The following is a 20,455-nucleotide window of genomic DNA, read 5'->3' as shown; positions in this document are numbered from 1 at the left end:
ATGTATAAAGTAGTAGAGATTCCAAATGAGATTTTACGGGTCACGTGTGATCCGGTGACGAAATTTGATAAAAAGTTGCGTCAGACGGTCGACCGACTGTTCGACACGATGTACGAATATGACGGCGTCGGCGTTGCCGCCCCGCAGGTCAACTTGAATCAACGGCTCGCCGTCGTCCATACGGATGATGAGACGGGACCGCTCGTGTTGATCAATCCAGAGATCATCGAGACGTCGGGAAGCGAGGTCGGCCTTGAAGGCTGCTTGAGCATCCCGGGAGAGTTCGGTTTCGTCGAACGGCATGAGACGATCGTCGTCAAGACGCAAGATTTGAAGGGCCGCACCCAACAAGTGAAGGCGAGCGGTTTCTTCGCCCGGGCGATTCAACATGAGATCGATCATCTCGACGGGGTGTTGTTCACGGACAAACTCGCCGTGCCGGAAAAAGGGACGGATCAACGCATCGTCTTCATGGGCACTCCGACGTTTGCCGTATCCGTACTTGAGCGCTTGCTCGAAGAAGGATACAATGTCGTAGGTGTCGTCTCGCAACCGGACAAGCCGGTCGGACGAAAACGCGAACTGAAACCGACGCCGGTGAAAGAGTGTGCCCTGCGCCACAACATCCCGGTGTTACAGCCTGAAAAGGTGCGCACCGATTATGCGGACATCTTGGCACTTGAACCGGATTTGATCGTGACGGCGGCGTACGGTCAAATTGTTCCGACCGAACTGTTAGAAGCGCCGAAACATGGAGCCATCAACGTCCATGCCTCTCTCTTGCCGAAACATCGGGGTGGTGCTCCAATCCATCAAGCCATCCTCGACGGGGACAAAGAGACGGGCGTCACGATCATGTACATGGTCGATAAGCTCGATGCCGGCGATATGATTGCCAACACGGTCGTACCAATCGAAGAATTGGACACGGTCGGTACGTTGTTCGACAAGCTCGCGGTCGCAGGGTCTGACTTGTTAATCAAGACGCTTCCTGCTTTCCTTGCTGGTTGGATTGAAGCCGTGCCGCAGGACGAGCGTGACGTCACGTTCGCACCGAACATCAGCCGGGAGCGGGAACAGATTGACTGGACCCGTTCCGGCACAGACATTTATAACCATATCAGAGGGATGAATCCGTTCCCGACGGCGTATACGACAATTGCGGGTGAACGGGTCAAACTGTTCTTCGGGTCGAAGACGACAGGGACGGGTGAACCGGGAACGATTGTACGGCTTGAAGAGGATGGATTTGTCGTCGCGACAGGCGACGCGCTCGCCATTAAAGTGATCGATTTGCAACCATCTGGTAAAAAACGAATGGACGGGGCCACATTTATGCGTGGGGCCGGCCAAAAGTTACAAGTCGGCGATCGACTAGGAGGATAATATGAACGTACGAGTTGCAGCGCTTGATACGCTAATCAAAATCGAACAAGGCGGCGCCTATTCGACGATTGCGGTCAACGACCTATTGAAACAAAAAAAATTAGCGACGAAAGACGTCGGCCTCTACACGGAGCTCGTCTACGGGACGCTCGGTCGGAAACGGACGCTCGATTATATTTTAGAGAAGCGGGTCCAAAACCCTAAAAAATTGGACAAATTTGTCTTGCCGCTCTTGCGGATGAGCGTCTATCAACTGTTTTATCTCGACAAGATCCCGGATCGGGCCGTGTTGCATGAAGCGGTTGAAATCGCGAAAAAACGGGGCCATTCGGGAACCGGCAAGTTCGTCAATGGCGTCTTGCGCAACGTCGTCCGGGATGGGTTCCCGGATTTGAGCACGCTGCCAGACGCTGAACGGATTGCCATCGAACATAGCCATCCTGATTGGCTCGTCGCCGAATGGGTGGAGACGTATGGTGTCGAAGCGACCGAGGCGATGTGTAAATTGAACAACGAACCCGCGCCGGTCACGGTCCGGGTCAACCGCCAACGTGTCACCGTTGACGAGATGATTGAACGGCTCGCTGAAGTCGATGTCGTCGCCACGCGGTCGGAACTATCAGCGGACGGGCTCGTCATCGAGTCCGGAAACGTTCACGCGACGGCGTTCATCGACATGGGCTTGTTGTCGATTCAAGATGAGAGCTCGATGATTGTCGCCGATGCGCTTCAAGCCGCGAAGACAGAACGCGTGCTCGACGCTTGTGCCGCCCCGGGCGGGAAAGCGATGCATACGGCCGAACGCATGGACGGCGGAACGCTCGTCGCGCTCGACTTGCATCCGCATAAAGCGAAGTTGATTGAACGACAAGCGAAGCGTCTGCATATCGATGGAGTGACCGCACTTGCCCTCGATGCCCGTCAGGCCGGTGACAAGTTTGAACCGGAGAGCTTCGATCGGATTTTGCTCGATGTCCCATGTTCAGGACTCGGCGTCATCCGCCGCAAGCCCGATATCAAATGGACAAAAGACAAATCTGCTCTCGCCGGACTGCCGAAAGTCCAGCGTGAAATCATCGACGCCGTCTTGCCACTCCTCAAACGAGGTGGTACGCTAGTGTACTCGACATGTACGATCGACCCGTCTGAGAATGAGCAGCAGGCCGATTACATTTTGTCGAACGGATTGACGTGGGATGAGACACTCCAGGACCGTCTTCCCCAAGTATTGCGCCCGATGGTGTCATCGGACCGCGCTGAACTCAAATTACTCCCGACGACGTTCGGGACGGACGGTTTCTATATCGCCGCATTCAAGAAAGAGGTATAAACATGAATCCAAAAGCAGTTGAAAAAAATCCATTGGTCGGTGCCAAGCCGTCACTCTATTCCCTCACGTATTCAGAACTCGAACAGTGGCTCATCGAAGCAGGAGAAAAATCGTTCCGCGCGAAACAGTTATATGACTGGATGTACGTCAAGCGTGTGACATCGTTCGACGATATGACGAACGTCTCTAAACCGCTCCGCGAGAAATTAGACGCGGCGTTCCAATTGACGACGTTGAAAGAACTCGTCCGTCAAGAATCACAGGACGGCACGATCAAGTTCTTGTTCGAGCTTCAAGACGGTTATTCGATCGAGACCGTGCTCATGCGTCACGAGTACGGCAACTCGGTCTGTGTCACGACACAAGTCGGCTGCCGGATTGGTTGCACATTCTGTGCCTCGACACTCGGCGGTTTGAAACGTAACTTAGAAGCCGGTGAAATCACGGCGCAAGTCCTCGACGTCCAACGCGCGCTCGACGCGAGCGGAGAGCGAGTCGACTCGATCGTCGTCATGGGTATCGGCGAACCGTTTGATAACTACGACGAATTGATGCGCTTCTTGCGCACGGTCAACCACGATGACGGCTTGAACATCGGTTCACGCCATATTACGGTGTCGACGAGTGGGATCGTACCGAAGATTTACAAGTTCGCCGATGAAGGGATGCGCATCAACTTCGCCATTTCGCTTCACGCGCCGACGACAGAGATTCGGACTCGTCTCATGCCGATCAACCGTGCCTACAACTTGGATAAGTTGATGGAAGCCGTCAACTACTATACAGAGAAGAGTGGTCGCCGCATCACGTTCGAATACGGTTTATTCGGTGGTGTCAACGACACGGAAGAACACGCCCATCAGTTGGCGGACTTGTTGAAAGGCGTCAAATGTCACGTCAACTTGATTCCAGTCAACCACGTGCTCGAGCGCGACTACGTCCGCACACCACGTAAACAAATTTTTGCCTTTGAAAAAGTGCTCAAAGACCGAAAAGTGAACGTGACGATTCGTCGCGAACAAGGTTCGGATATCGATGCGGCTTGTGGGCAGCTTCGAGCGAAGGAGCGCGAACAAGAAACGAGGTAATCAGGAAGATGGAATTAGCATACCGAACCGACCGGGGGCAAGTGAGAGCGCAAAACGAGGATGCCGTCTTGATTTTAGGGGACGAGCACGCCGGGATCGCACTCGTGGCCGACGGTATGGGAGGGCATGAAGCCGGGGAGGTCGCGAGTCAGCTCGTCATCGAGCAGTTTCGTCGTGCCTTCCCGACGCTTCCGGCCTCACCGATGGAGATGGAGAATTGGTTTCGCCACAACGTGGAACTGGCCAATGAGCAAGTGCTCGACTTCTCGAAACAAGCGAACCTGCTCATGATGGGGACGACGATCGCCGGTGTCTGCTGGCACGACGAGACGATCGTCATCGTCCACGTCGGGGATAGTCGTGTGTATGCCTTGCGTGACGATAAACTTCAGCAGTTGACAGAAGACCATTCCTACGTGAACGTGTTGAAGCAGCTCGGGGAGTTGACCGAGGAAGAAATGCGCGTCCACCCGAAACGTAATATCATCACCCGTGCGATCGGCTCGAAAGAGCATGTCGAACCTGATCTGCAAGTGTTTGCCGAACCCGAGTTTGACACGATTTTAATCTGTACGGACGGCTTGACGACGCATTTGACCGATGACGAGATCAAGCAAGTCTTGGAACGCCCCGTCTCGGCGGACGTCAAGGCGGATCAATTGATCGATCGAGCCAACCGTTTGGGTGGGAGTGACAACATCACTGTTGCCCTCGTCCAGTTCACAGATAGAAAGAGAGGATGAATCCGATGCGAAGTGGAGAACGAATCAACGATCGTTATCGGATCGAACAGCAAATCGGCAGCGGCGGCATGGCAAATGTCTACCGGGCTCACGATGAGATTTTAAACCGAACCGTCGCCATCAAGGTGTTGCGATCTGAATTCTCGCATAATGAACAATTTATACGCCGGTTTGAACGAGAAGCCCATGCGGCGACGAGTCTGAACCATCCGAATATCGTCGCCATTTACGACGTCGGAGACGAACGCGACATCTATTACATCGTCATGGAACATGTCGACGGGATGACGCTGAAACAATATTTGCAAGAAGAGTACATATCTGTCGACGAGGCGCTTCGCATCATGGGACAGATTTGTGATGCGATCGACCATGCCCATGCGAATCGAATCATTCATCGGGACATCAAACCGCAAAACATGATGATTGATCAGAGCGGCAACGTCAAAGTGACGGACTTTGGGATTGCGGTGGCCATGTCGAACGCGACGCTGACCCATACGATGTCGGTCCTCGGGTCGGTCCACTACTTTTCCCCGGAGCAAGCGCGCGGAAAGTTCGCCGATGAGAAGTCAGATATTTATTCGCTCGGCGCCGTGCTCTATGAACTCGTGACCGGCCGGGTGCCGTTCATCGGCGAGACGCCGGTCGCCGTCGCGTTGCAGCATCTGCAAGACGACCCGATTCGACCGATGGATTTGAACCCGAACATCCCGCAAGCGCTCGAGAACTGTATTATGCAGGCGCTCGCGAAGTCACCGGGCGCACGTCATGCCTCGGTCGCCGCGTTTAAAAAGGATTGCATGACGTCACTTGATTCGGAACGTGCGAATGAACCGAAGCGGTCGAATGCTGAGCAAGATGCGTTTGATCAGACGCTCGTCATGGCGCCGGTCGTACCGGATGAGCCAAACGTCAAAGAGGCGCCGGAGCAACCGGTCGCAGCAAGTGAACCCGTGAAAGACAAACCGAAACGGAAGAAGAAGTGGTGGCTTTGGCTCTTGCTTGCGCTCCTGTTGATCGGTGGCGGGATTGGGGCTTACGTCATCGCTGACGAGATGTCCCGTGCCGTCGTGCCGGACGTCGTCGGCATGACGAGCGACGAGGCGACGACCGAGCTCGAAACGGCCGGTTTTGTCGTCGAGGCAACTGAACGGGCAAGTGACAACATCGCCGCTGGCGACGTCATCTCGCAGACACCGCAAGCCGGACGGAAGCCGAAACGTGGGACGACCGTGACGATTGTCGTCTCGGCCGGAAAAGAGACGGTCGAGATGCCGGATGTTGAAGGACTGTCCCAGTCGTCGGCCGAGCGGACGCTCAAAGATCTTGAGTTCACGGACATCGAGATTCAGTCGGAGGCATCCGAGACGGTCGATAGCGGGGATGTCATCTCCCAATCGATCGCCCCAGGCAACGAGGTCGTCCCATCTGAAGAGACGGTGACGCTCGTCGTCTCGACCGGCAGCAATAAAATCGAACTCGCCAACTTGGCGGGCTATACGTTCGAGGAAGCGACAACGTATGCCGAACAGAATAGCTTGAAAATCGTCAAACGTGATGAGTATTCAACGAGCGTTCCTGCGAATCAAATCATCCGTCAACTCCCGACGGCCGGTACGGCAGTCGACCCGGGGACGGAACTGACCGTCATCGTGTCACAAGGGGTAGAACCGACGGACGTCTCGATTGAACGGGAAGTCAACGTCGAAATCGAGCCGCCCGCTGAAGGCGAAGAAGCCGAGGCACTCGAAGTCGTCATTCGGACGGTCGACGCCCGTGGCGAAGTCGAGGTGTTGCGTGATAAGATAACGGAGACAACGACTTACTCGTATACGCTCGTCATCGCACCGGACGAAGTCGGAACCGCGACGATTGAAGTCGACGGCGAAGTCGTTCGCACGGATACGGTGACTTACGCACAAGCAAAAGATTCACAATGAAGAGGTGGCGTGCGCGTCGCCTCTTTTTCTAAGGAGGGAATGGAATGAAAGGTACGATTATTCGATTACAAGGCGGATTTTATGACGTCATGACGGAAGAAAAACAAGAGATCCGTTGTCGCGCCCGCGGCAATTTCCGCAACCGGAACATCTCGCCGGTCGTCGGTGACGATGTCGACATCCAAGACCAAGGGGATGGTACCGGTTATATATTGGCTGTTGACGAGCGGTCGAACCATCTCGTCCGCCCGCCGATTGCCAACATCGATCAAGCGTTCTTGTTATTCTCGGTAAAAGAGCCGGCGTTCTCGTTCCATCTGCTCGACCGTTTCCTCGTCTTGATCGAGTCGAAGCAAGTCCATCCGATTATCGTTTTGACGAAAATGGATTTGTTGACGGAGGCGGAACGGGAGAAGATTCACGAAGCAGCGGCTTTATATCGTTCCATCGGCTATGAGGTCATCGAGACGTCGACCGAGGACGGGTCGGGGATCGAAAAAATCCGCGGGTCGTTTAAGGAGAAGACGAGTGTGTTCGCCGGACAGACCGGGGTCGGTAAGAGTTCGCTCTTGAACGCGGTCGCACCTGAGCTTGAACTTGCAACCGGGAAGATCTCGAAATCACTTGGGCGCGGTAAGCACACGACGCGTCACGTCACGCTGATCACGCTCGCTGACGGGCTCGTGGCCGATACGCCTGGTTTCTCGAGCCTCGAGTTCCCAGAAGAACTCGAAGTCGAAGAGATGCGCTGGTGTTTCCCTGAGTTCGTCGAGCGGCATGATGACTGTAAATTCCGCGGTTGTGCCCATTTGAACGAACCAGGTTGTGCCGTCAAAGCGGCCGTCGAGGCGGGAGAAATCGCTTCCACCCGCTATGAGAATTATGTTACGTTTATGGCAGAGTTAAACGATAGACAACGGAGGTACTAACATGATTAAAATTGCACCATCGATTTTAGCGGCGGACTTCGCCAATTTAGAGGCAGAAGTGAAGGCGGTCCAAGAGGCCGGAGCGGATTACATCCATTTTGACGTCATGGACGGTCAATTCGTCCCGAACATCTCAATCGGCCTACCGGTGTTAGCGAGCTTACGGAAGAAGTCGGACATGGTGTTAGACGTCCATTTGATGATCGACCAGCCCGAACGGTTCGTCGAAGATTTCATCAAGGCCGGGGCGGATATCGTCACGGTTCACGTTGAAGCGACGAATCATTTGCATCGCGTGTTGCAACAAATCAAAGCGGCCGGCGCCAAGTGTGGTGTCGTCTTGAATCCGCATACGCCGCTGTCATCGATTGAACACGTGCTCGATGACGTCGACATGGTGCTCCTCATGACGGTGAACCCTGGCTTTGGGGGCCAGGCATTCATCGAATCGGTCGTCCCGAAAATCGCGGCGCTGAGCGAGATGCGCCAAGCGCGTCGTCTCGACTTTGAAATCGAGATTGACGGCGGTGTCAACGCAGAGACGGCGAAATTATGCATCGACGCTGGAGCTGATGTGCTCGTGGCTGGTTCAGCCATCTATAACGAGCCGAGCTATAAAGACGCAATCGATAGCATTCGTCACGCATCTCGTGTATAATCGTCGATAGAACAACAAATATTGTCGCAAGGGGTGTCACATTCTGTGGCTGAGAGGCATTTGCTAACCCTTTGAACCTGTTCCGTTCACACGGACGTAGGGATGTGGCGAAAATGCACGTTGCTACTCGATAGCAGCATGGCGTTTACGTCATGCTGCTTTTTGTCGTTCGCTCATATAATAAGGAGGGAATAAGATGAAACAACGTTTAAAACTACAGGCGCTCATTGAAATCTCATTGTTCGCCGCACTCGGCTTGATCTTTGATTTGCTCATCCCGTTCCGGATGCCGCAGGGCGGATCGATCAGCCTGGCGATGTTGCCGATCTTTGTGATGGCGTACCGCCATGGATTAAAAGGCGGACTGGCGACAGGAGCGCTCGTCGGAACGTTGCAACTGCTGTTCGGGGCTTACATTTTCACACCGGTCCAGTTCCTGCTCGACTACACGTTCGCTTACGGTGTCGTCGGTATGGCCGGACTGTTCGCTGGTCAAGTGAAACGGGCCGCCAAGGACGAGGCGAAAAAGACGCTCGTCGTCTACTTGGTGCTCGGGGCGCTCCTCGGTTCACTGCTTCGCTACGGCGCCCACGTCTTATCAGGGATCGTCTTCTTCGCCGAGTACGCGGAAGGGCCGGTCGTCGCCTATTCGTTTGCTTATAACATGACGTATATGTTGCCGTCCTTCCTCGTGTCGGCCGTCGTCCTCGTTCTCTTGTTCGTCTCGGCACCACGTTTCGCCACGCTCGCGACCCGGGGCCTCCGCTAATGCGGGTGTTGATTGTGGCGGCCAGCCCGGAACCAATCTCGGGACTCCCTCGTGACGTCGATTACATCATCGGCGTCGACGGAGGGTACGAGACACTGTTGAACCAAGGGCTGAACCCGGATCTCGTCGTCGGCGATTTCGACTCCTTCACGGGCGAAGTGCCGATCGACGCCGTCCGTTACCCATCTGAAAAAGACGTGACCGACCTTGAGATTGCGCTCGAGGCGGCCCGTGGACACGGGGCGACGGAGATGCTCGTGTACGGCGCTCTCGGTGGACGCCTCGACATGACGCTCGGCAATATCGGGCTGCTCGAGGCATATCCAGAGATGCGTTTGTTCACGGCCGGGCAAACCGTTCGTCTTGTTGGAGCTGGGCGTCACGAGCTCCCACGTCAAGCCGATCATTATTTGTCGCTCATCCCGTGGAAGCGGGCGAACGTGTCAATCCGCGGCGTCAAATATCCGCTTGACCGTCACGATGTCGTCAGCCATGAGGCGCTCACGATCTCGAACGAGTGGGCCGGTGAGGCGGCGGACTTGATCGTGCACGAAGGTATGGTCCTCGTGCTGTATGTCAAAAAATGAACACAAAAAAATCCCATCGGCGAATGCCGCTGGGATTTATTTCGTTCGTGTATAAAAATTATACGCGTTCAACGAGACCTGATTTAAGAGCGCGAGCTGAAACCCAAACTCGTTTAGGTTTACCGTCAACGAGAATACGAACTTTTTGTACGTTTACACCCCAAGTGCGTTTTGTCTTGTTGAGTGCGTGCGAACGGTTGTTACCTGATTTAGGTGATTTACCTGTTACGTAGCATTTACGTGCCATGCGTTTCCCCTCCTTTTTTATGTGGGTTCGTCCTAATAGACACTCGTTTATATTAGCACGGGTTTTTTCACGATGCAACTAGAAAATCATAGGATGACAAGAAAAAAACTTGACATTACTGGAAAGGATTTTAATAATGAATGAGGGTTACGGCTACAATTGACCGAGTTTATGGAGCAGGTTCTTTTAATAACTAGGTACTTATTGTAGAATGTAGTGAAGGAATCATTCCGAATGAAGGAGGCTACTCCATATGGCAATTGAAATGAAGACAACATATGGCAATATTGACATCACGAACGACGTGGTCGCAACACTCGCAGGCGGTGCGGCGATGGAATGTTTCGGCGTTGTGGGAATGGCGTCTCAAGCTCAATTGAAAGACGGGATTGCAGAACTATTGAAGCGTGAAAACTACGCCCGAGGCGTGGTCGTACGTCAAGATGGAGAAGACGTACATATCGACATGCACATCATTGTGAGCTACGGGACGAAAGTGTCGGAAGTCGCATATAACGTGCAAAGCCGTGTAAAATACACGCTCGGTGAAACTTTAGGATTAAACGTTTCGTCGGTAAACATATTCGTACAAGGCGTTCGTCTGACGAATGACTGACGAGAACGAAGGAGGATTTGGTGTGGGTTTAAAACGTTTAGATGGATTGGTGTTCGCGAACATGGTCGCGAACGGTGCAGCCAACTTGAGCCAGAATGCGGATTATGTAGATTCGCTTAACGTCTTCCCGGTGCCGGATGGCGACACGGGGACGAACATGAATTTGACGATGACATCGGGTGCGAAGGAAGTGGCCGCACTCAACACGGCAAATATCGCTGACGTCTCATCGAAGTTTGCACGTGGTCTCTTGATGGGGGCACGCGGGAACTCCGGTGTTATTTTAAGCCAATTGTTCCGTGGCTTCGGTAAAGCGATCGAAGGAAAGACCGAAGTGTCGACAGTCGATTTCGCTGAGGCATTGAAACGTGGTGTCGACACGGCATACAAGGCGGTTATGAAACCGGTTGAAGGAACGATTTTGACGGTTGCTCGTGAAGCGGCCGACGAAGCGCTCCGTGCTTCAGAGTCGACGAGCGACTTCAACGAGTTCATGGAACGTGTGATCGTGGAAGCGAAAGCTTCACTCGAGCGGACGCCGGACTTATTGCCGGTCTTAAAAGAAGTCGGCGTCGTCGATTCGGGCGGCCAAGGCTTGCTCGTTATTTATGAAGGGTTCCTTGCGAGCCTCGAAGGAAAAGAGCTCGAGAAGCCACATGCACCGGTCATGGATGCGCTCATCGAAGCCGAACATCATGCCCACGCCGCGCAAGGATTCATGTCGACCGAAGACATCGAGTTCGGTTATTGCACGGAAATCATGGTTCGTTTCCAAGATGCGAAGTTGAAGGATGCCCCGTTCAACGAGGACGCGTTCCGCAACGAACTGTCTGAACTCGGGGACTCACTCCTCGTCGTCGCAGATGAAGAGTTGCTTAAAGTTCACGTTCACGTCGAGACGCCAGGCGACGTCATCACGAAAGGACAGCGTTACGGTGAACTCGTCGCTGTCAAAATCGAGAATATGCGTCAACAGCACTCGACCATCTTAGAAGAAGAGCACGGCGCGAACCAACATGGCGTCCAACCGACGGCTCCGAAGGCGAAAGCACCGTATGCGATCGTCACGGTCGCCATGGGTGAAGGCGTCAGCGACTTGTTCCGTTCACTCGGTGCGGCTCACGTCATCGAAGGCGGTCAGACGATGAACCCGTCGACGGAAGATATCGTCAAGGCGATCGAAGCGGCCAACGCGGACCATGTCTTCATCTTCCCGAACAACTCGAACATCATCATGGCTGCCGAACAAGCGGCATCGGTCGCACCTTGCGGCGTCTCGGTCATTCCGACGAAGACGGTGCCACAAGGACTTGCGGCAGCGATCGCGTTCAACCCGGAAGCCGATGTGGAGACGAACGAAAGCGTCATGAAGACGGCGGCTAGTACCGTCAAGTCTGGTCAAGTGACGTATGCGGTTCGTGATACGAGCATCGACGGTGTCGAGATTCGTAAAGACGACCACATGGCGATCGCCGAGAAGAAAATCGTCGCCTCATCGGCCTCGAGCCTCGAAGCGGCGAAGAAATTAGTCGACGCCCTCGTCGATGCCGACGACGAGATCATCACGATCCTGACGGGCGAAGGTTCGTCAGCAGAAGACGTGGAGGCACTCTCGGCGTACATCGAGTCGAAGAACGACGAGATCGAAATCGAGGTTCATGACGGGAAACAACCGCTCTACTCCTACATTTTTAGTGTGGAATAAGCTGTAACTCAGCCCTACCTTCTGTATAATGAAGGTAGGGTTTTTTTGAAAGGGGGAAATGCGATGAAATATCGCAGTGTGTTTGATATCATCGGACCGGTCATGGTCGGTCCATCGAGTTCGCATACGGCGGGCGCCGCCCGCATCGGTCTCATGGCCGGAAAACTGTTCGGGCGGACGCCACGGCTCGCGCACATCACGTTTTATGGGTCGTTCGCCGATACGTATCGGGGACACGGGACCGATGTGGCCATCGTCGGTGGCATCATGGGCTTCGATACGTTCGACTTACGGATCCCGCAAGCGCTCGATCTCGCGAAAGAACGTGGCATCGAGGTCGTCTTTGAGACGAGCGATGCGCTGACGGATCATCCGAACACGGCCCGCGTCCGCCTAGAAGACGAGGACGGCACGTTTGAGATCGTCGGGATTTCAATCGGCGGCGGGACGATCGAGATCACCGAGTTGAACGGATTCCCGCTCAAATTGTCGGGCGGCGGGCCGGCACTCGTCGTCTTGCACCACGATCGCTTCGGGGCGATCGCGGCCGTGACGGGGATTTTGGCCAGACACGAGCTGAACATCGGCCATATGGAAGTGAGCCGTCATGAGAAAGGCAAGCAAGCGCTCATGGCGATCGAGATTGATGATCATTTGTCAAAAGACGTGTTAGCGGAAATCGAGCGGTTACCTCAAATCGAGCGGGTAGCCATCTTTGGGGAATAAGGAGACACCAATATGTTTAAATCAGTAGAAGAATTAGTCAGAACGGCAACAGAGCGGGGCATCCCGATCTCAGAAGTGATGATTGAGCAAGAAGTACACGTCAGACGCTCGACGCGTGAAGACGTCGTCGGCATGATGGAACGCAACCTCGAGGTGATGGAAGAGGCGGTTGCGCGGGCACTCGAAGGCGTGACGTCCGTGACGGGGTTGACGGGGAATGACGCCGTGCTCATGACCGACTATATCCGCTCGGGCAAGTCGCTCGCTGGGGATTTGATTTTAGACGCGGTCGCCAAAGCGATCGGGACGAATGAAGTCAACGCGGCGATGGGACGCATCTGTGCAACCCCGACGGCCGGTAGCGCCGGTGTCGTACCGGGTACGTTGTTTGCGGTCAAAGAACGTCTGGAGATGGACCGCGAGGCAATGGTCCGGTACTTGTTCACGTCTGGTGCGTTCGGGTTCGTCGTGGCCAACAACGCCTCGATTTCAGGGGCGGCCGGTGGTTGTCAGGCGGAAGTCGGTTCGGCGACCGGAATGGCCGCGGCGGCCATCGTCGAAGCAGCCGGTGGGACGCCGGAACAATCGGCGACGGCGTTTGCGATCGCCTTGAAAAACATGCTTGGTCTCGTCTGTGACCCGGTGGCGGGTCTCGTCGAAGTGCCGTGTGTCAAACGGAACGCCATGGGTGGAGCGAACGCGATTGTCGCGGCCGATATGGCCCTCGCTGGTATCACGTCTCGCATCCCTTGTGACGAGGTCATCTCGGCGATGCATGAGATCGGCCAGATGATGCCGACCGCGTTGAAAGAGACAGCCCGCGGCGGACTTGCCAATACGCCGACGGCCCGCCGTCTCGAACGAAACATCTTTGGAGAGAAAGAAAATGTCGAGAAGTGAGGCGCTGACGACGCTCAAAGGGGTCGGGCCAGAGATGGCCAAAAAATTAGAGACGATGGGTCTCGAACGAATCGAGGACGTGCTGGAGCACGTCCCGTTTCGTTATGAAAATTATAATAGCGGCACGGTGACGACGGCCATCCACGGCGATCTCGTCAAATGGAGCGGAACCGTCCAAGCGGAACCGCTCGTCCGTTATTACAGTAAAGGCAAGAACCGGCTCCAATTTCGGCTATTGCTCGAGGAACGCTACGTCGTCCACGTGACGATGTTCAACCGGGCGTTCTATAAAGACAAGCTCACGCTCGGCGCCACCGTGACGGTCAAAGGGAAATGGGACATGAACCGGATGACAATCAGCGCGACCGACCTCGAGTTCGGTGAACTGTCGGACGGGCTGCAACCGATTTATTCGCTTCGGGCCGGGTTGACCCAGAAGAACTTCAGCCGGATCGTCAAGCTTGCGTTTGAACAGACGACCTCGTTCGAGGACCGCCTGCCGGAATTGATTCGGCAACGCTATCGTCTCGAGGACCGGGAGACGATGTTAAAAGGGATGCATTTCCCTGATTCGGTCGAGACGTACAAACAGGCACGCCGCAGTTACGTCTATGAAGAATGTCTGCTCTATCAATTGAAGCTTCAGGCGTTCCGGAAGATGGAACGGTCGGGTAAAGGCCGTGCCCTCACGCTCGATAAGCCTCAATTGAACGAATTCGTCAAACAACTTGCGTTTCCGTTGACCGGGGCGCAGACGCGTGTCATCCGGGAAATCGTCGGGGATTTAGAAGTGCCAGAACGAATGAATCGGTTGCTACAAGGGGATGTCGGGAGCGGAAAGACAGTCGTTGCCGCGATCGCCTTGTATGCGACGGTAAGCGCCGGCTATCAAGGGGCGCTCATGGTCCCGACCGAGATTTTGGCTGAACAGCATCTCGCCTCGCTTCAAGCGCTGTTTGAGCCGTACGGGATTCGAGTCGGTTTATTGACGAGTTCGGTCAAAGGCAAGGCCCGTACTGAGTTGCTTCAGGCCATCAAAGCGGGGGACGTCGATATCATCGTCGGGACGCACGCCTTGATCCAAGGGCCGGTCGAGTTCTCGCGCCTACATTTAGCCATCACCGACGAGCAACACCGGTTCGGAGTCGAACAGCGCAAGATGCTCCGTGACAAGGCGGAGCTCGCCGACGTGCTCTATATGACGGCGACACCGATTCCACGGACGCTCGCCATCAGTGCTTTCGGCGAGATGGACGTTTCGACGATCGATGAGATGCCGGCCGGCCGGAAACCGATCGAGACGTATTGGGCCAAGACCGACCAAATCGATCGGGTCCACGCGATGGTCGACCGTGAACTGACGCTTGGACGCCAAGCTTACGTGATTGCCCCGCTCATCGAGGAATCGGACACGCTCGAGGTCGAGAGTGCGACTGCGCTCTACGAAGTGTTGCGGGAACGTTTCCCAAACTACGCGGTCGGTCTCATGCACGGAAAACTGTCGAGCACCGAGAAAGATGACGTGATGAAGGCGTTCGCCAGCAATGCCCTCCAAATCCTCGTCTCGACGACGGTTGTCGAGGTCGGCGTGAACGTCCCGAACGCCTCGCTGATCATCATCCATGATGCGGAGCGGTTCGGCTTGGCGCAACTACACCAGTTGCGCGGACGCGTCGGTCGAGGCGCCGACCAATCTTATTGTATATTGGTAGGGGACCCGAAGTCCGATGTCGGCAAACTTCGTTTGAAGACGATGACGGAGACGAACGATGGATTCGTCTTGGCCGAGAAAGACTTGGAATTGCGCGGGGCCGGTGATTTCTTTGGGACGGCCCAAAGCGGTCTTCCGAGCTTCCGCGTCGCCGATCCCGTACTTGATTTAAAAGTGATGGAAGTGGCGATGCAAGACGCGGTTCGTCTGCTCGGCAGCGAGGCGTTTTGGAATGAAGCGACGTATGCGCCGCTCCGTCAATACTTGAAGCGACTCGACTTACTCGTCGGGAGCCGCTTGGAATGAGAAACAACACTTGAAAATACAATCTAAAGAATATATACTGCTATTAGTACCAGGTATTAAGTTCTTTAGCATAGAGTTTAGGAGGGAACTGAATGCGGGTACCTAAGAAAGAGCGGCAACGCTTATTGCAAGAAACGATTGATCGTAACCCGTTCATCAAAGACGAAGAGCTGTCGAAGCAGTTCGCCGTCAGTATTCAAACGATTCGTCTCGATCGGATGGAGTTGAAAATTCCGGAAGTGAGAGAACGGATCAAGCATGTTGCTTCAGAACACCTCGATGAAGTGAAGTCGCTCGCCATGAGCGAGGTCATCGGTGATATGATTGACTTGAAGCTCGATGAATCGGCCATCTCGGTTCTCGACATTGAGAGAGAACACGTCTTTAGCCGCAACGAGATCGCCCGGGGACATGTATTGTTCGCCCAGGCCAACTCGTTAGCGGTGGCGCTCATCAATGATGAATTGGCGTTGACCACTAAAGCGGACATCCGCTTCAGTCGCCAAGTCCATCTTGGAGAGCGAGTCGTTGCCAAGGCTCGTGTGATCAAACTGCGTCGGGACGGAAGAACGGACGTCACAGTGGATAGTTATGTCGGCGAAGAGTGTGTCTTTAGCGGAGACTTCACGATTTATCGTCGCGGTGAGGAGGAACAGGCATGAAATTAGCAATTGATGCAATGGGCGGGGATCACGCCCCGAAAGCGATCGTGGAAGGCGTCAAGCAGTTTGCCGACGCATTCCCGAACGAATCGATGGAACTGTTTTTAGTCGGAGATGAGGTCAAACTCGCTTCGTACGGGTTGACCGACCCGCGAATCAAAATCGTTCCAGCGAGCGAAGTTATCACCGGGGACGACGAACCGGTCCGAGCCGTCCGTCGCAAAAAGGACAGCTCACTCGTCGTGGCGGCCAAACTCGTCAAAGACGGAGAGGCCGACGCACTCGTCTCGGCTGGGAATACCGGTGCTCTCATGGCGGCGTCACTGTTCGTCATCGGACGGATCCCAGGAATCGAGCGCCCCGCGTTGTCACCTACGTTCCCTACATATACGGGTAGCGGTGTCGTCATTTTAGACGTCGGGGCCAACCCGGACGCGAAGGCCGAGCACTTGGTCGACTATGCGATCATGGGCTCGCTCTATGCCGAGCACGTTCGTGGCGTCAAACGTCCGCGGGTCGCGCTACTGAACATCGGGACCGAGGCTGGGAAAGGAAACGCCCTCACGAAAGAGGCGTACCCCCTCCTTGAACAAGCCCCGGTCCACTTTGTCGGCAACGTGGAAGCGCGCGAGGCGATGTCCGGTGATGTCGATGTCATCGTCACGGAAGGGTTCGCCGGAAACATCTTGCTCAAAGGTGTCGAAGGTTCGTCGTCGATGCTCATGAAGATGATGAAAGAGCAGTTCACGAGCGATCTCGTCTCGAAGCTCGCCGCTCTCGTCTTAAAACCGAAGTTGAAGCGATTGAAACAAACATTAGATTATCGGGAACACGGTGGGGCCGGCTTGTTCGGAATCAACGCCCCGGTCATTAAAGCACACGGTTCGAGCGACGCGCTCGCCATCATGAGCGCGCTCAAACAGGCGAAAATCATGGTCGATCACGACGTCGTCGCGAAAATCAAACAAGCAAAAGCCACAAACTAATTCAAAGAAGGTGAGTACATGGGGAAAACAGCATGGGTATTTCCGGGACAAGGGTCACAAGCCGTCGGCATGGGCCAAACGTTCCTCGACAATCCTGAACAACTGCAAGCGATCAACCGTCGCCTCGGATTTGATTTACTCGACGCCATGGCGGCAGGATCAAAAGAAGAGCTTCAACGGACAGAAGTGGCCCAACCGGCCATCGTGGCGCATGCGGCATCACTCGCACAAGCTCACGCCAAAACGGGGGCCACTCCAGACTTGGTGATCGGTCACAGCGTCGGAGAATATGCGGCACTCGTCGTCGCGGGCGTCATCGACTTGGAAGAAGCGAGCGTGCTCGTCCACGAACGCGGCAAGCTCATGTCAGAAGTGAAGGATGGGACGATGGCAGCCGTCATCGGTATGACCGATGTCGACGAAGCGTTCCATGTGACGGAGAAAATCAGTGCTAGCGGGAACCTTGTACAAATCGCCAACTACAACTGTCCGGGTCAGTTCGTCATCTCGGGGCATGTCGATGCGGTCAAACAGGCCGAAACAGACTTGAAAGAGGCGGGTGCGAAACGCGTCTTGCCGCTGAACGTCTCAGGGGCGTTCCACAGCTCCTACATGATGCCGGCCGCGACGCGGTTCAAAGATGTGCTCGCTTCTTCGCCGTTCAAACCGGCGGCGATTGGGATTATTTCCAACGTCGATGCGGATGTCCATACCGACCCGGAAAAATTGAAAGCACTTCTCACTGAGCAATTGTACGCCTCGGTCCGATTCGAAGCGTGTGTTCGCAAAGCGATCGACGCTGGTGTCGACACGTTCATCGAGTTCGGTCCGACGTCACCACTGTCAGGTCTTATCAAACGGATCGATTCGAAAGTGACGATCAAACAGGCGACGACGCTCGAAGAGGTGGCCGCGTTAGGAGGAGAAGTACGTGCATGACCAAGTAGCAATCGTGACAGGCGCATCTCGAGGAATCGGGGCCGCCATCGCGAAGCGTTTAGGGGAGGACGGCTTTCGGGTCGTCGTGAATTACTCGGGTAGTGTTGAGAAAGCGAACGCTGTCGTCAGCGAGATCGAAGCGAACGGTGGCGAGGCCATCGCCGTCAAAGCCGACGTCTCGAACAGTGATGATGTGAAAGCACTCATCAAGACGGCGGTCGACACGTACGGCCGCATCGATTGTCTCGTCAACAATGCAGGCATCACGCGGGATGGTCTGCTTATGCGCATGAAAGAAGCTGACTTTGACGATGTCCTGTCGACAAACTTGAAAGGTGCGTTCTTGACGTCGCAAGCCGCGACGCGGACGCTCTTGAAATCGAAGACGGGACGCATCATCAATATCGCTTCGGTCGTCGGGATCACGGGGAATGCCGGTCAGGCGAACTACGCGGCGGCGAAAGCGGGGCTCATCGGGCTGACGAAGTCGGTCGCGCGTGAACTCGCCGGACGTCACGTGACGGTGAACGCCGTCTGTCCTGGTTTCATCCAGACGGACATGACCGACGCGTTGACAGATGCGCAACGCGAGGCGACGCTCGGTCAAATCCCGTTCAATCGCTTCGGTCAGGTCGAAGATGTGGCGAACCTCGTCTCATTCCTCGCCTCTCACCAAGCGGCTTACGTGACGGGTCAGACGATTGCCGTTGACGGCGGCATGACGATGGCTTAAAATCAGAACTTTACCAATCGAAACACATTTTATATACTTTAATTTGGAGGGATTTTATCATGACAACAGAACAAATCTTAGTAGACGTACAAGCAGCAGTGGCAGAGAAACTCGGGAAAGATGTATCTGAGATCACAGCCGACAAATCATTCAAGGATGACCTCGGTGCGGATTCGCTCGAAGTAATGGAAATGGTCATGGACCTTGAAGACAAGTTCGATATCACAATCGAAGACGAAGATGCTGAGAAGCTCGCGACTGTTGGCGACGTCGTCGCTTACATCGAAACTAAATTGTAATCAAGCCTCCCACCGCTCGTCATGAGCGGTGGGCTTGTGCTTATACACGGAGGGAATTATGACAAAGGACAAGCGACGGTTTGACCGTCAAGGGTCGGCGCAACGGCGTCGGCGAAATGAGCTCGAGCGGTCACGGATTCTCGAGCAGTTTAAAGTACTTGAAGAACGGCTGTCGGTTCGATTCGCGAACCAAGACCTATTGATGCAAGCGTTCACCCACTCCTCATACGTCAACGAACAACGCGGTCTGAAAAAAGACAATGAGCGCTTAGAGTTTTTAGGCGACGCGGTGCTCGAGTTGACGGTGTCTCGATTTTTGTATGAGACGTATCCGGAGCGCTCCGAGGGGGAATTAACGAAGTTGCGGGCGGCCATCGTCTGTGAGCCGTCACTCGTCAACTTTGCGGAAGCCTATGCTTTCTCTGATTTTATCTTGCTTGGGAAAGGCGAAGAGTTGACCGGCGGACGCAAGCGTCCGGCGCTACTCGCGGATGTGTTCGAGTCATACATCGGCGCGCTCTATCTGGACCAAGGGATTGAACCAGTCGAACAGTTCCTCGCCGAAGCGGTTTTTCCGAAAGTCTTGGCCGGTGTGTTTGAAGAACAGACCGATTATAAGAGTCAGCTCCAAGAAAGCGTCCAGCGAGAAGGTCTCGGGCCTGTCTCGTACACGATTATCGAAGAGCGTGGTCCGGCCCATAGCCGGGAGTTCGTCGCCCATGCCCGTCTGTCAGACGATATCGTCGGCGAAGGCATCGGCCGATCGAAGAAAGAAGCCGAGCAACTCGCGGCGAAAGAAGCGTTGATCGAATTCAACCGGCAGTACGCCGGCCTATAAGAAAAGGAGTGGACCTCAATGGGTCCACTCCTTTTCTGTCATCTCATCACGTCAATTGTCCGAGTTCTTCGACAATCCCATCCACTTCAGAGATCGACAGCGATGAGCGGTTCATCACGTAGTCGTAAATCTCTTTGACGGCCGAGGCGTCGGCACGGTTATATTCTTCCGCTTTGATGGCGCCGCGGTTGATGATGTTCATTTTGTCGAGAATTTCCTCAATCATTTGTTCGTTAGTCATCGGTCGTACCCCTTTCTACAGTTCTTTTTAGAATAGCATGATTCTAGCATTTTGACGAACTGGCAACTGTGGTAAAATAAACAAATGAATGCTTACTGAGGATAGGATGGTCA

Annotated in this window: 22 protein-coding genes, 1 pseudogene and 1 riboswitch; of the genes and pseudogenes, 21 read left to right on the top strand and 2 right to left on the bottom strand. The window is 54.6% G+C overall.

Annotation, left to right across the window (positions count from 1 at the left end; translation table 11 throughout):
- From def to KNP60_RS04995, 10 genes and pseudogenes are all read left to right on the top strand, one after another.
- Positions 1-432 (top strand): annotated as a pseudogene (gene def, locus KNP60_RS15485) (peptide deformylase); the annotation flags it as partial.
- Positions 433-471: 39 nt separating this feature from the next.
- The gene (gene fmt / locus KNP60_RS05035) at positions 472-1,386 is read left to right on the top strand and encodes a methionyl-tRNA formyltransferase (RefSeq protein WP_251131351.1); all 915 of its coding nucleotides are present in this window, start codon (positions 472-474) and stop codon (positions 1,384-1,386) included.
- Between the two features lies 1 nt (position 1,387).
- Entirely contained in the window at positions 1,388-2,716 is a 1,329-nt protein-coding gene (gene rsmB, locus KNP60_RS05030; protein WP_034777128.1) for a 16S rRNA (cytosine(967)-C(5))-methyltransferase RsmB, read from the top strand.
- A 2-nt stretch (positions 2,717-2,718) separates the two neighbouring features.
- Positions 2,719-3,804: a dual-specificity RNA methyltransferase RlmN gene (gene rlmN, locus KNP60_RS05025; protein ID WP_034777130.1), complete on the top strand. Its 1,086-nt coding sequence runs from the start codon at positions 2,719-2,721 to the stop codon at positions 3,802-3,804.
- An 8-nt stretch (positions 3,805-3,812) separates the two neighbouring features.
- Complete coding sequence (locus KNP60_RS05020) at positions 3,813-4,547, top strand: Stp1/IreP family PP2C-type Ser/Thr phosphatase (protein WP_034777132.1); 735 nt, start codon at positions 3,813-3,815, stop codon at positions 4,545-4,547.
- A 5-nt stretch (positions 4,548-4,552) separates the two neighbouring features.
- Entirely contained in the window at positions 4,553-6,490 is a 1,938-nt protein-coding gene (gene pknB / locus KNP60_RS05015; protein WP_214752682.1) for a Stk1 family PASTA domain-containing Ser/Thr kinase, read from the top strand.
- A 44-nt stretch (positions 6,491-6,534) separates the two neighbouring features.
- Positions 6,535-7,419: a ribosome small subunit-dependent GTPase A gene (gene rsgA, locus KNP60_RS05010; protein WP_214752684.1), complete on the top strand. Its 885-nt coding sequence runs from the start codon at positions 6,535-6,537 to the stop codon at positions 7,417-7,419.
- A 1-nt stretch (position 7,420) separates the two neighbouring features.
- Positions 7,421-8,077 (top strand): ribulose-phosphate 3-epimerase, encoded by a 657-nt coding sequence (gene rpe, locus KNP60_RS05005; RefSeq protein WP_214797036.1) that lies wholly within the window; start codon positions 7,421-7,423, stop codon positions 8,075-8,077.
- A 19-nt stretch (positions 8,078-8,096) separates the two neighbouring features.
- Positions 8,097-8,197: riboswitch (TPP riboswitch) on the top strand.
- Between the two features lie 76 nt (positions 8,198-8,273).
- Positions 8,274-8,846: an energy-coupled thiamine transporter ThiT gene (thiT, locus tag KNP60_RS05000; RefSeq protein ID WP_034777141.1), complete on the top strand. Its 573-nt coding sequence runs from the start codon at positions 8,274-8,276 to the stop codon at positions 8,844-8,846.
- The gene (locus tag KNP60_RS04995; RefSeq protein ID WP_214797035.1) at positions 8,846-9,433 is read left to right on the top strand and encodes a thiamine diphosphokinase; all 588 of its coding nucleotides are present in this window, start codon (positions 8,846-8,848) and stop codon (positions 9,431-9,433) included. The genes thiT and KNP60_RS04995 overlap by 1 nt, the downstream gene beginning before the upstream one ends.
- 58 nt (positions 9,434-9,491) lie before the next feature.
- Here the strand turns inward: KNP60_RS04995 and rpmB are convergent, their stop codons facing one another.
- Positions 9,492-9,680, bottom strand: a complete 189-nt coding sequence (gene rpmB, locus KNP60_RS04990) for a 50S ribosomal protein L28 (RefSeq protein WP_015881349.1) — start codon at positions 9,678-9,680, stop codon at positions 9,492-9,494.
- Positions 9,681-9,933: 253 nt separating this feature from the next.
- Here rpmB and KNP60_RS04985 point away from each other — a divergent pair, with 253 nt between their 5' ends.
- The 11 genes from KNP60_RS04985 to rnc all read left to right on the top strand — a co-directional run bounded on the left by KNP60_RS04985 (position 9,934) and on the right by rnc (position 20,101).
- On the top strand, positions 9,934-10,296 hold the full coding sequence (locus tag KNP60_RS04985) for an Asp23/Gls24 family envelope stress response protein (protein WP_016509701.1): 363 nt from the start codon (positions 9,934-9,936) through the stop codon (positions 10,294-10,296).
- 22 nt (positions 10,297-10,318) lie between these two features.
- Positions 10,319-12,001, top strand: a complete 1,683-nt coding sequence (locus KNP60_RS04980; protein WP_034777143.1) for a DAK2 domain-containing protein — start codon at positions 10,319-10,321, stop codon at positions 11,999-12,001.
- Positions 12,002-12,064: 63 nt separating this feature from the next.
- Positions 12,065-12,727 carry an L-serine ammonia-lyase, iron-sulfur-dependent subunit beta gene (sdaAB, locus tag KNP60_RS04975; RefSeq protein WP_034777144.1) on the top strand — a complete coding sequence of 221 codons (663 nt, stop codon included), beginning with the start codon at positions 12,065-12,067 and terminating at the stop codon, positions 12,725-12,727.
- Between the two features lie 12 nt (positions 12,728-12,739).
- Positions 12,740-13,627 (top strand): L-serine ammonia-lyase, iron-sulfur-dependent, subunit alpha, encoded by an 888-nt coding sequence (gene sdaAA, locus KNP60_RS04970; protein WP_034777145.1) that lies wholly within the window; start codon positions 12,740-12,742, stop codon positions 13,625-13,627.
- Positions 13,614-15,644: an ATP-dependent DNA helicase RecG gene (gene recG, locus KNP60_RS04965; protein ID WP_214752692.1), complete on the top strand. Its 2,031-nt coding sequence runs from the start codon at positions 13,614-13,616 to the stop codon at positions 15,642-15,644. Before sdaAA ends, recG begins: the two co-directional genes overlap by 14 nt.
- A gap of 92 nt (positions 15,645-15,736) precedes the next feature.
- On the top strand, positions 15,737-16,306 hold the full coding sequence (gene fapR, locus KNP60_RS04960) for a transcription factor FapR (protein ID WP_021067087.1): 570 nt from the start codon (positions 15,737-15,739) through the stop codon (positions 16,304-16,306).
- On the top strand, positions 16,303-17,292 hold the full coding sequence (gene plsX / locus KNP60_RS04955; RefSeq protein ID WP_034777147.1) for a phosphate acyltransferase PlsX: 990 nt from the start codon (positions 16,303-16,305) through the stop codon (positions 17,290-17,292). Before fapR ends, plsX begins: the two co-directional genes overlap by 4 nt.
- An 18-nt stretch (positions 17,293-17,310) precedes the next feature.
- Positions 17,311-18,231, top strand: coding sequence for an ACP S-malonyltransferase (gene fabD / locus KNP60_RS04950; protein ID WP_034777148.1), 921 nt, complete (start codon positions 17,311-17,313; stop codon positions 18,229-18,231).
- Positions 18,224-18,964, top strand: coding sequence for a 3-oxoacyl-[acyl-carrier-protein] reductase (gene fabG, locus KNP60_RS04945; RefSeq protein ID WP_214752696.1), 741 nt, complete (start codon positions 18,224-18,226; stop codon positions 18,962-18,964). The genes fabD and fabG overlap by 8 nt, the downstream gene beginning before the upstream one ends.
- 59 nt (positions 18,965-19,023) lie before the next feature.
- A complete protein-coding gene (gene acpP, locus KNP60_RS04940) occupies positions 19,024-19,263 on the top strand; it encodes an acyl carrier protein (RefSeq protein ID WP_021067091.1) in 240 nt (79 codons plus the stop codon).
- Positions 19,264-19,321: 58 nt separating this feature from the next.
- Positions 19,322-20,101, top strand: a complete 780-nt coding sequence (gene rnc / locus KNP60_RS04935) for a ribonuclease III (RefSeq protein ID WP_214752698.1) — start codon at positions 19,322-19,324, stop codon at positions 20,099-20,101.
- Positions 20,102-20,147: 46 nt separating this feature from the next.
- On the opposite strand, the gene KNP60_RS04930 is transcribed toward rnc, so the two are convergent.
- Positions 20,148-20,342 (bottom strand): DUF1128 family protein, encoded by a 195-nt coding sequence (locus KNP60_RS04930; RefSeq protein WP_021067093.1) that lies wholly within the window; start codon positions 20,340-20,342, stop codon positions 20,148-20,150.
- Positions 20,343-20,455 lie beyond the last annotated feature (113 nt).

This window comes from Exiguobacterium sp. s5 (assembly GCF_018618075.1).
GTDB classification, from domain to species: Bacteria; Bacillota; Bacilli; order Exiguobacteriales; family Exiguobacteriaceae; genus Exiguobacterium; species Exiguobacterium mexicanum_A.
Note: the sequence above shows the minus strand (reverse complement) of the source record. Positions and strands in the feature narration are given on the sequence as shown.

What these genes read in the sequence shown, in the direction of transcription:
- fmt (WP_251131351.1), top strand. Translation starts at nt 472, where the DNA reads ATGGGCACTCCGACGTTTGCCGTATCCGTACTTGAGCGCTTGCTCGAA.
- rsmB (WP_034777128.1), top strand. Translation starts at nt 1,388, where the DNA reads ATGAACGTACGAGTTGCAGCGCTTGATACGCTAATCAAAATCGAACAA.
- rlmN (WP_034777130.1), top strand. Translation starts at nt 2,719, where the DNA reads ATGAATCCAAAAGCAGTTGAAAAAAATCCATTGGTCGGTGCCAAGCCG.
- KNP60_RS05020 (WP_034777132.1), top strand. Translation starts at nt 3,813, where the DNA reads ATGGAATTAGCATACCGAACCGACCGGGGGCAAGTGAGAGCGCAAAAC.
- pknB (WP_214752682.1), top strand. Translation starts at nt 4,553, where the DNA reads ATGCGAAGTGGAGAACGAATCAACGATCGTTATCGGATCGAACAGCAA.
- rsgA (WP_214752684.1), top strand. Translation starts at nt 6,535, where the DNA reads ATGAAAGGTACGATTATTCGATTACAAGGCGGATTTTATGACGTCATG.
- rpe (WP_214797036.1), top strand. Translation starts at nt 7,421, where the DNA reads ATGATTAAAATTGCACCATCGATTTTAGCGGCGGACTTCGCCAATTTA.
- thiT (WP_034777141.1), top strand. Translation starts at nt 8,274, where the DNA reads ATGAAACAACGTTTAAAACTACAGGCGCTCATTGAAATCTCATTGTTC.
- KNP60_RS04995 (WP_214797035.1), top strand. Translation starts at nt 8,846, where the DNA reads ATGCGGGTGTTGATTGTGGCGGCCAGCCCGGAACCAATCTCGGGACTC.
- rpmB (WP_015881349.1), bottom strand. Translation starts at nt 9,680, where the DNA reads ATGGCACGTAAATGCTACGTAACAGGTAAATCACCTAAATCAGGTAAC.
- KNP60_RS04985 (WP_016509701.1), top strand. Translation starts at nt 9,934, where the DNA reads ATGGCAATTGAAATGAAGACAACATATGGCAATATTGACATCACGAAC.
- sdaAB (WP_034777144.1), top strand. Translation starts at nt 12,065, where the DNA reads ATGAAATATCGCAGTGTGTTTGATATCATCGGACCGGTCATGGTCGGT.
- sdaAA (WP_034777145.1), top strand. Translation starts at nt 12,740, where the DNA reads ATGTTTAAATCAGTAGAAGAATTAGTCAGAACGGCAACAGAGCGGGGC.
- recG (WP_214752692.1), top strand. Translation starts at nt 13,614, where the DNA reads ATGTCGAGAAGTGAGGCGCTGACGACGCTCAAAGGGGTCGGGCCAGAG.
- fapR (WP_021067087.1), top strand. Translation starts at nt 15,737, where the DNA reads ATGCGGGTACCTAAGAAAGAGCGGCAACGCTTATTGCAAGAAACGATT.
- plsX (WP_034777147.1), top strand. Translation starts at nt 16,303, where the DNA reads ATGAAATTAGCAATTGATGCAATGGGCGGGGATCACGCCCCGAAAGCG.
- fabD (WP_034777148.1), top strand. Translation starts at nt 17,311, where the DNA reads ATGGGGAAAACAGCATGGGTATTTCCGGGACAAGGGTCACAAGCCGTC.
- acpP (WP_021067091.1), top strand. Translation starts at nt 19,024, where the DNA reads ATGACAACAGAACAAATCTTAGTAGACGTACAAGCAGCAGTGGCAGAG.
- rnc (WP_214752698.1), top strand. Translation starts at nt 19,322, where the DNA reads ATGACAAAGGACAAGCGACGGTTTGACCGTCAAGGGTCGGCGCAACGG.
- KNP60_RS04930 (WP_021067093.1), bottom strand. Translation starts at nt 20,342, where the DNA reads ATGACTAACGAACAAATGATTGAGGAAATTCTCGACAAAATGAACATC.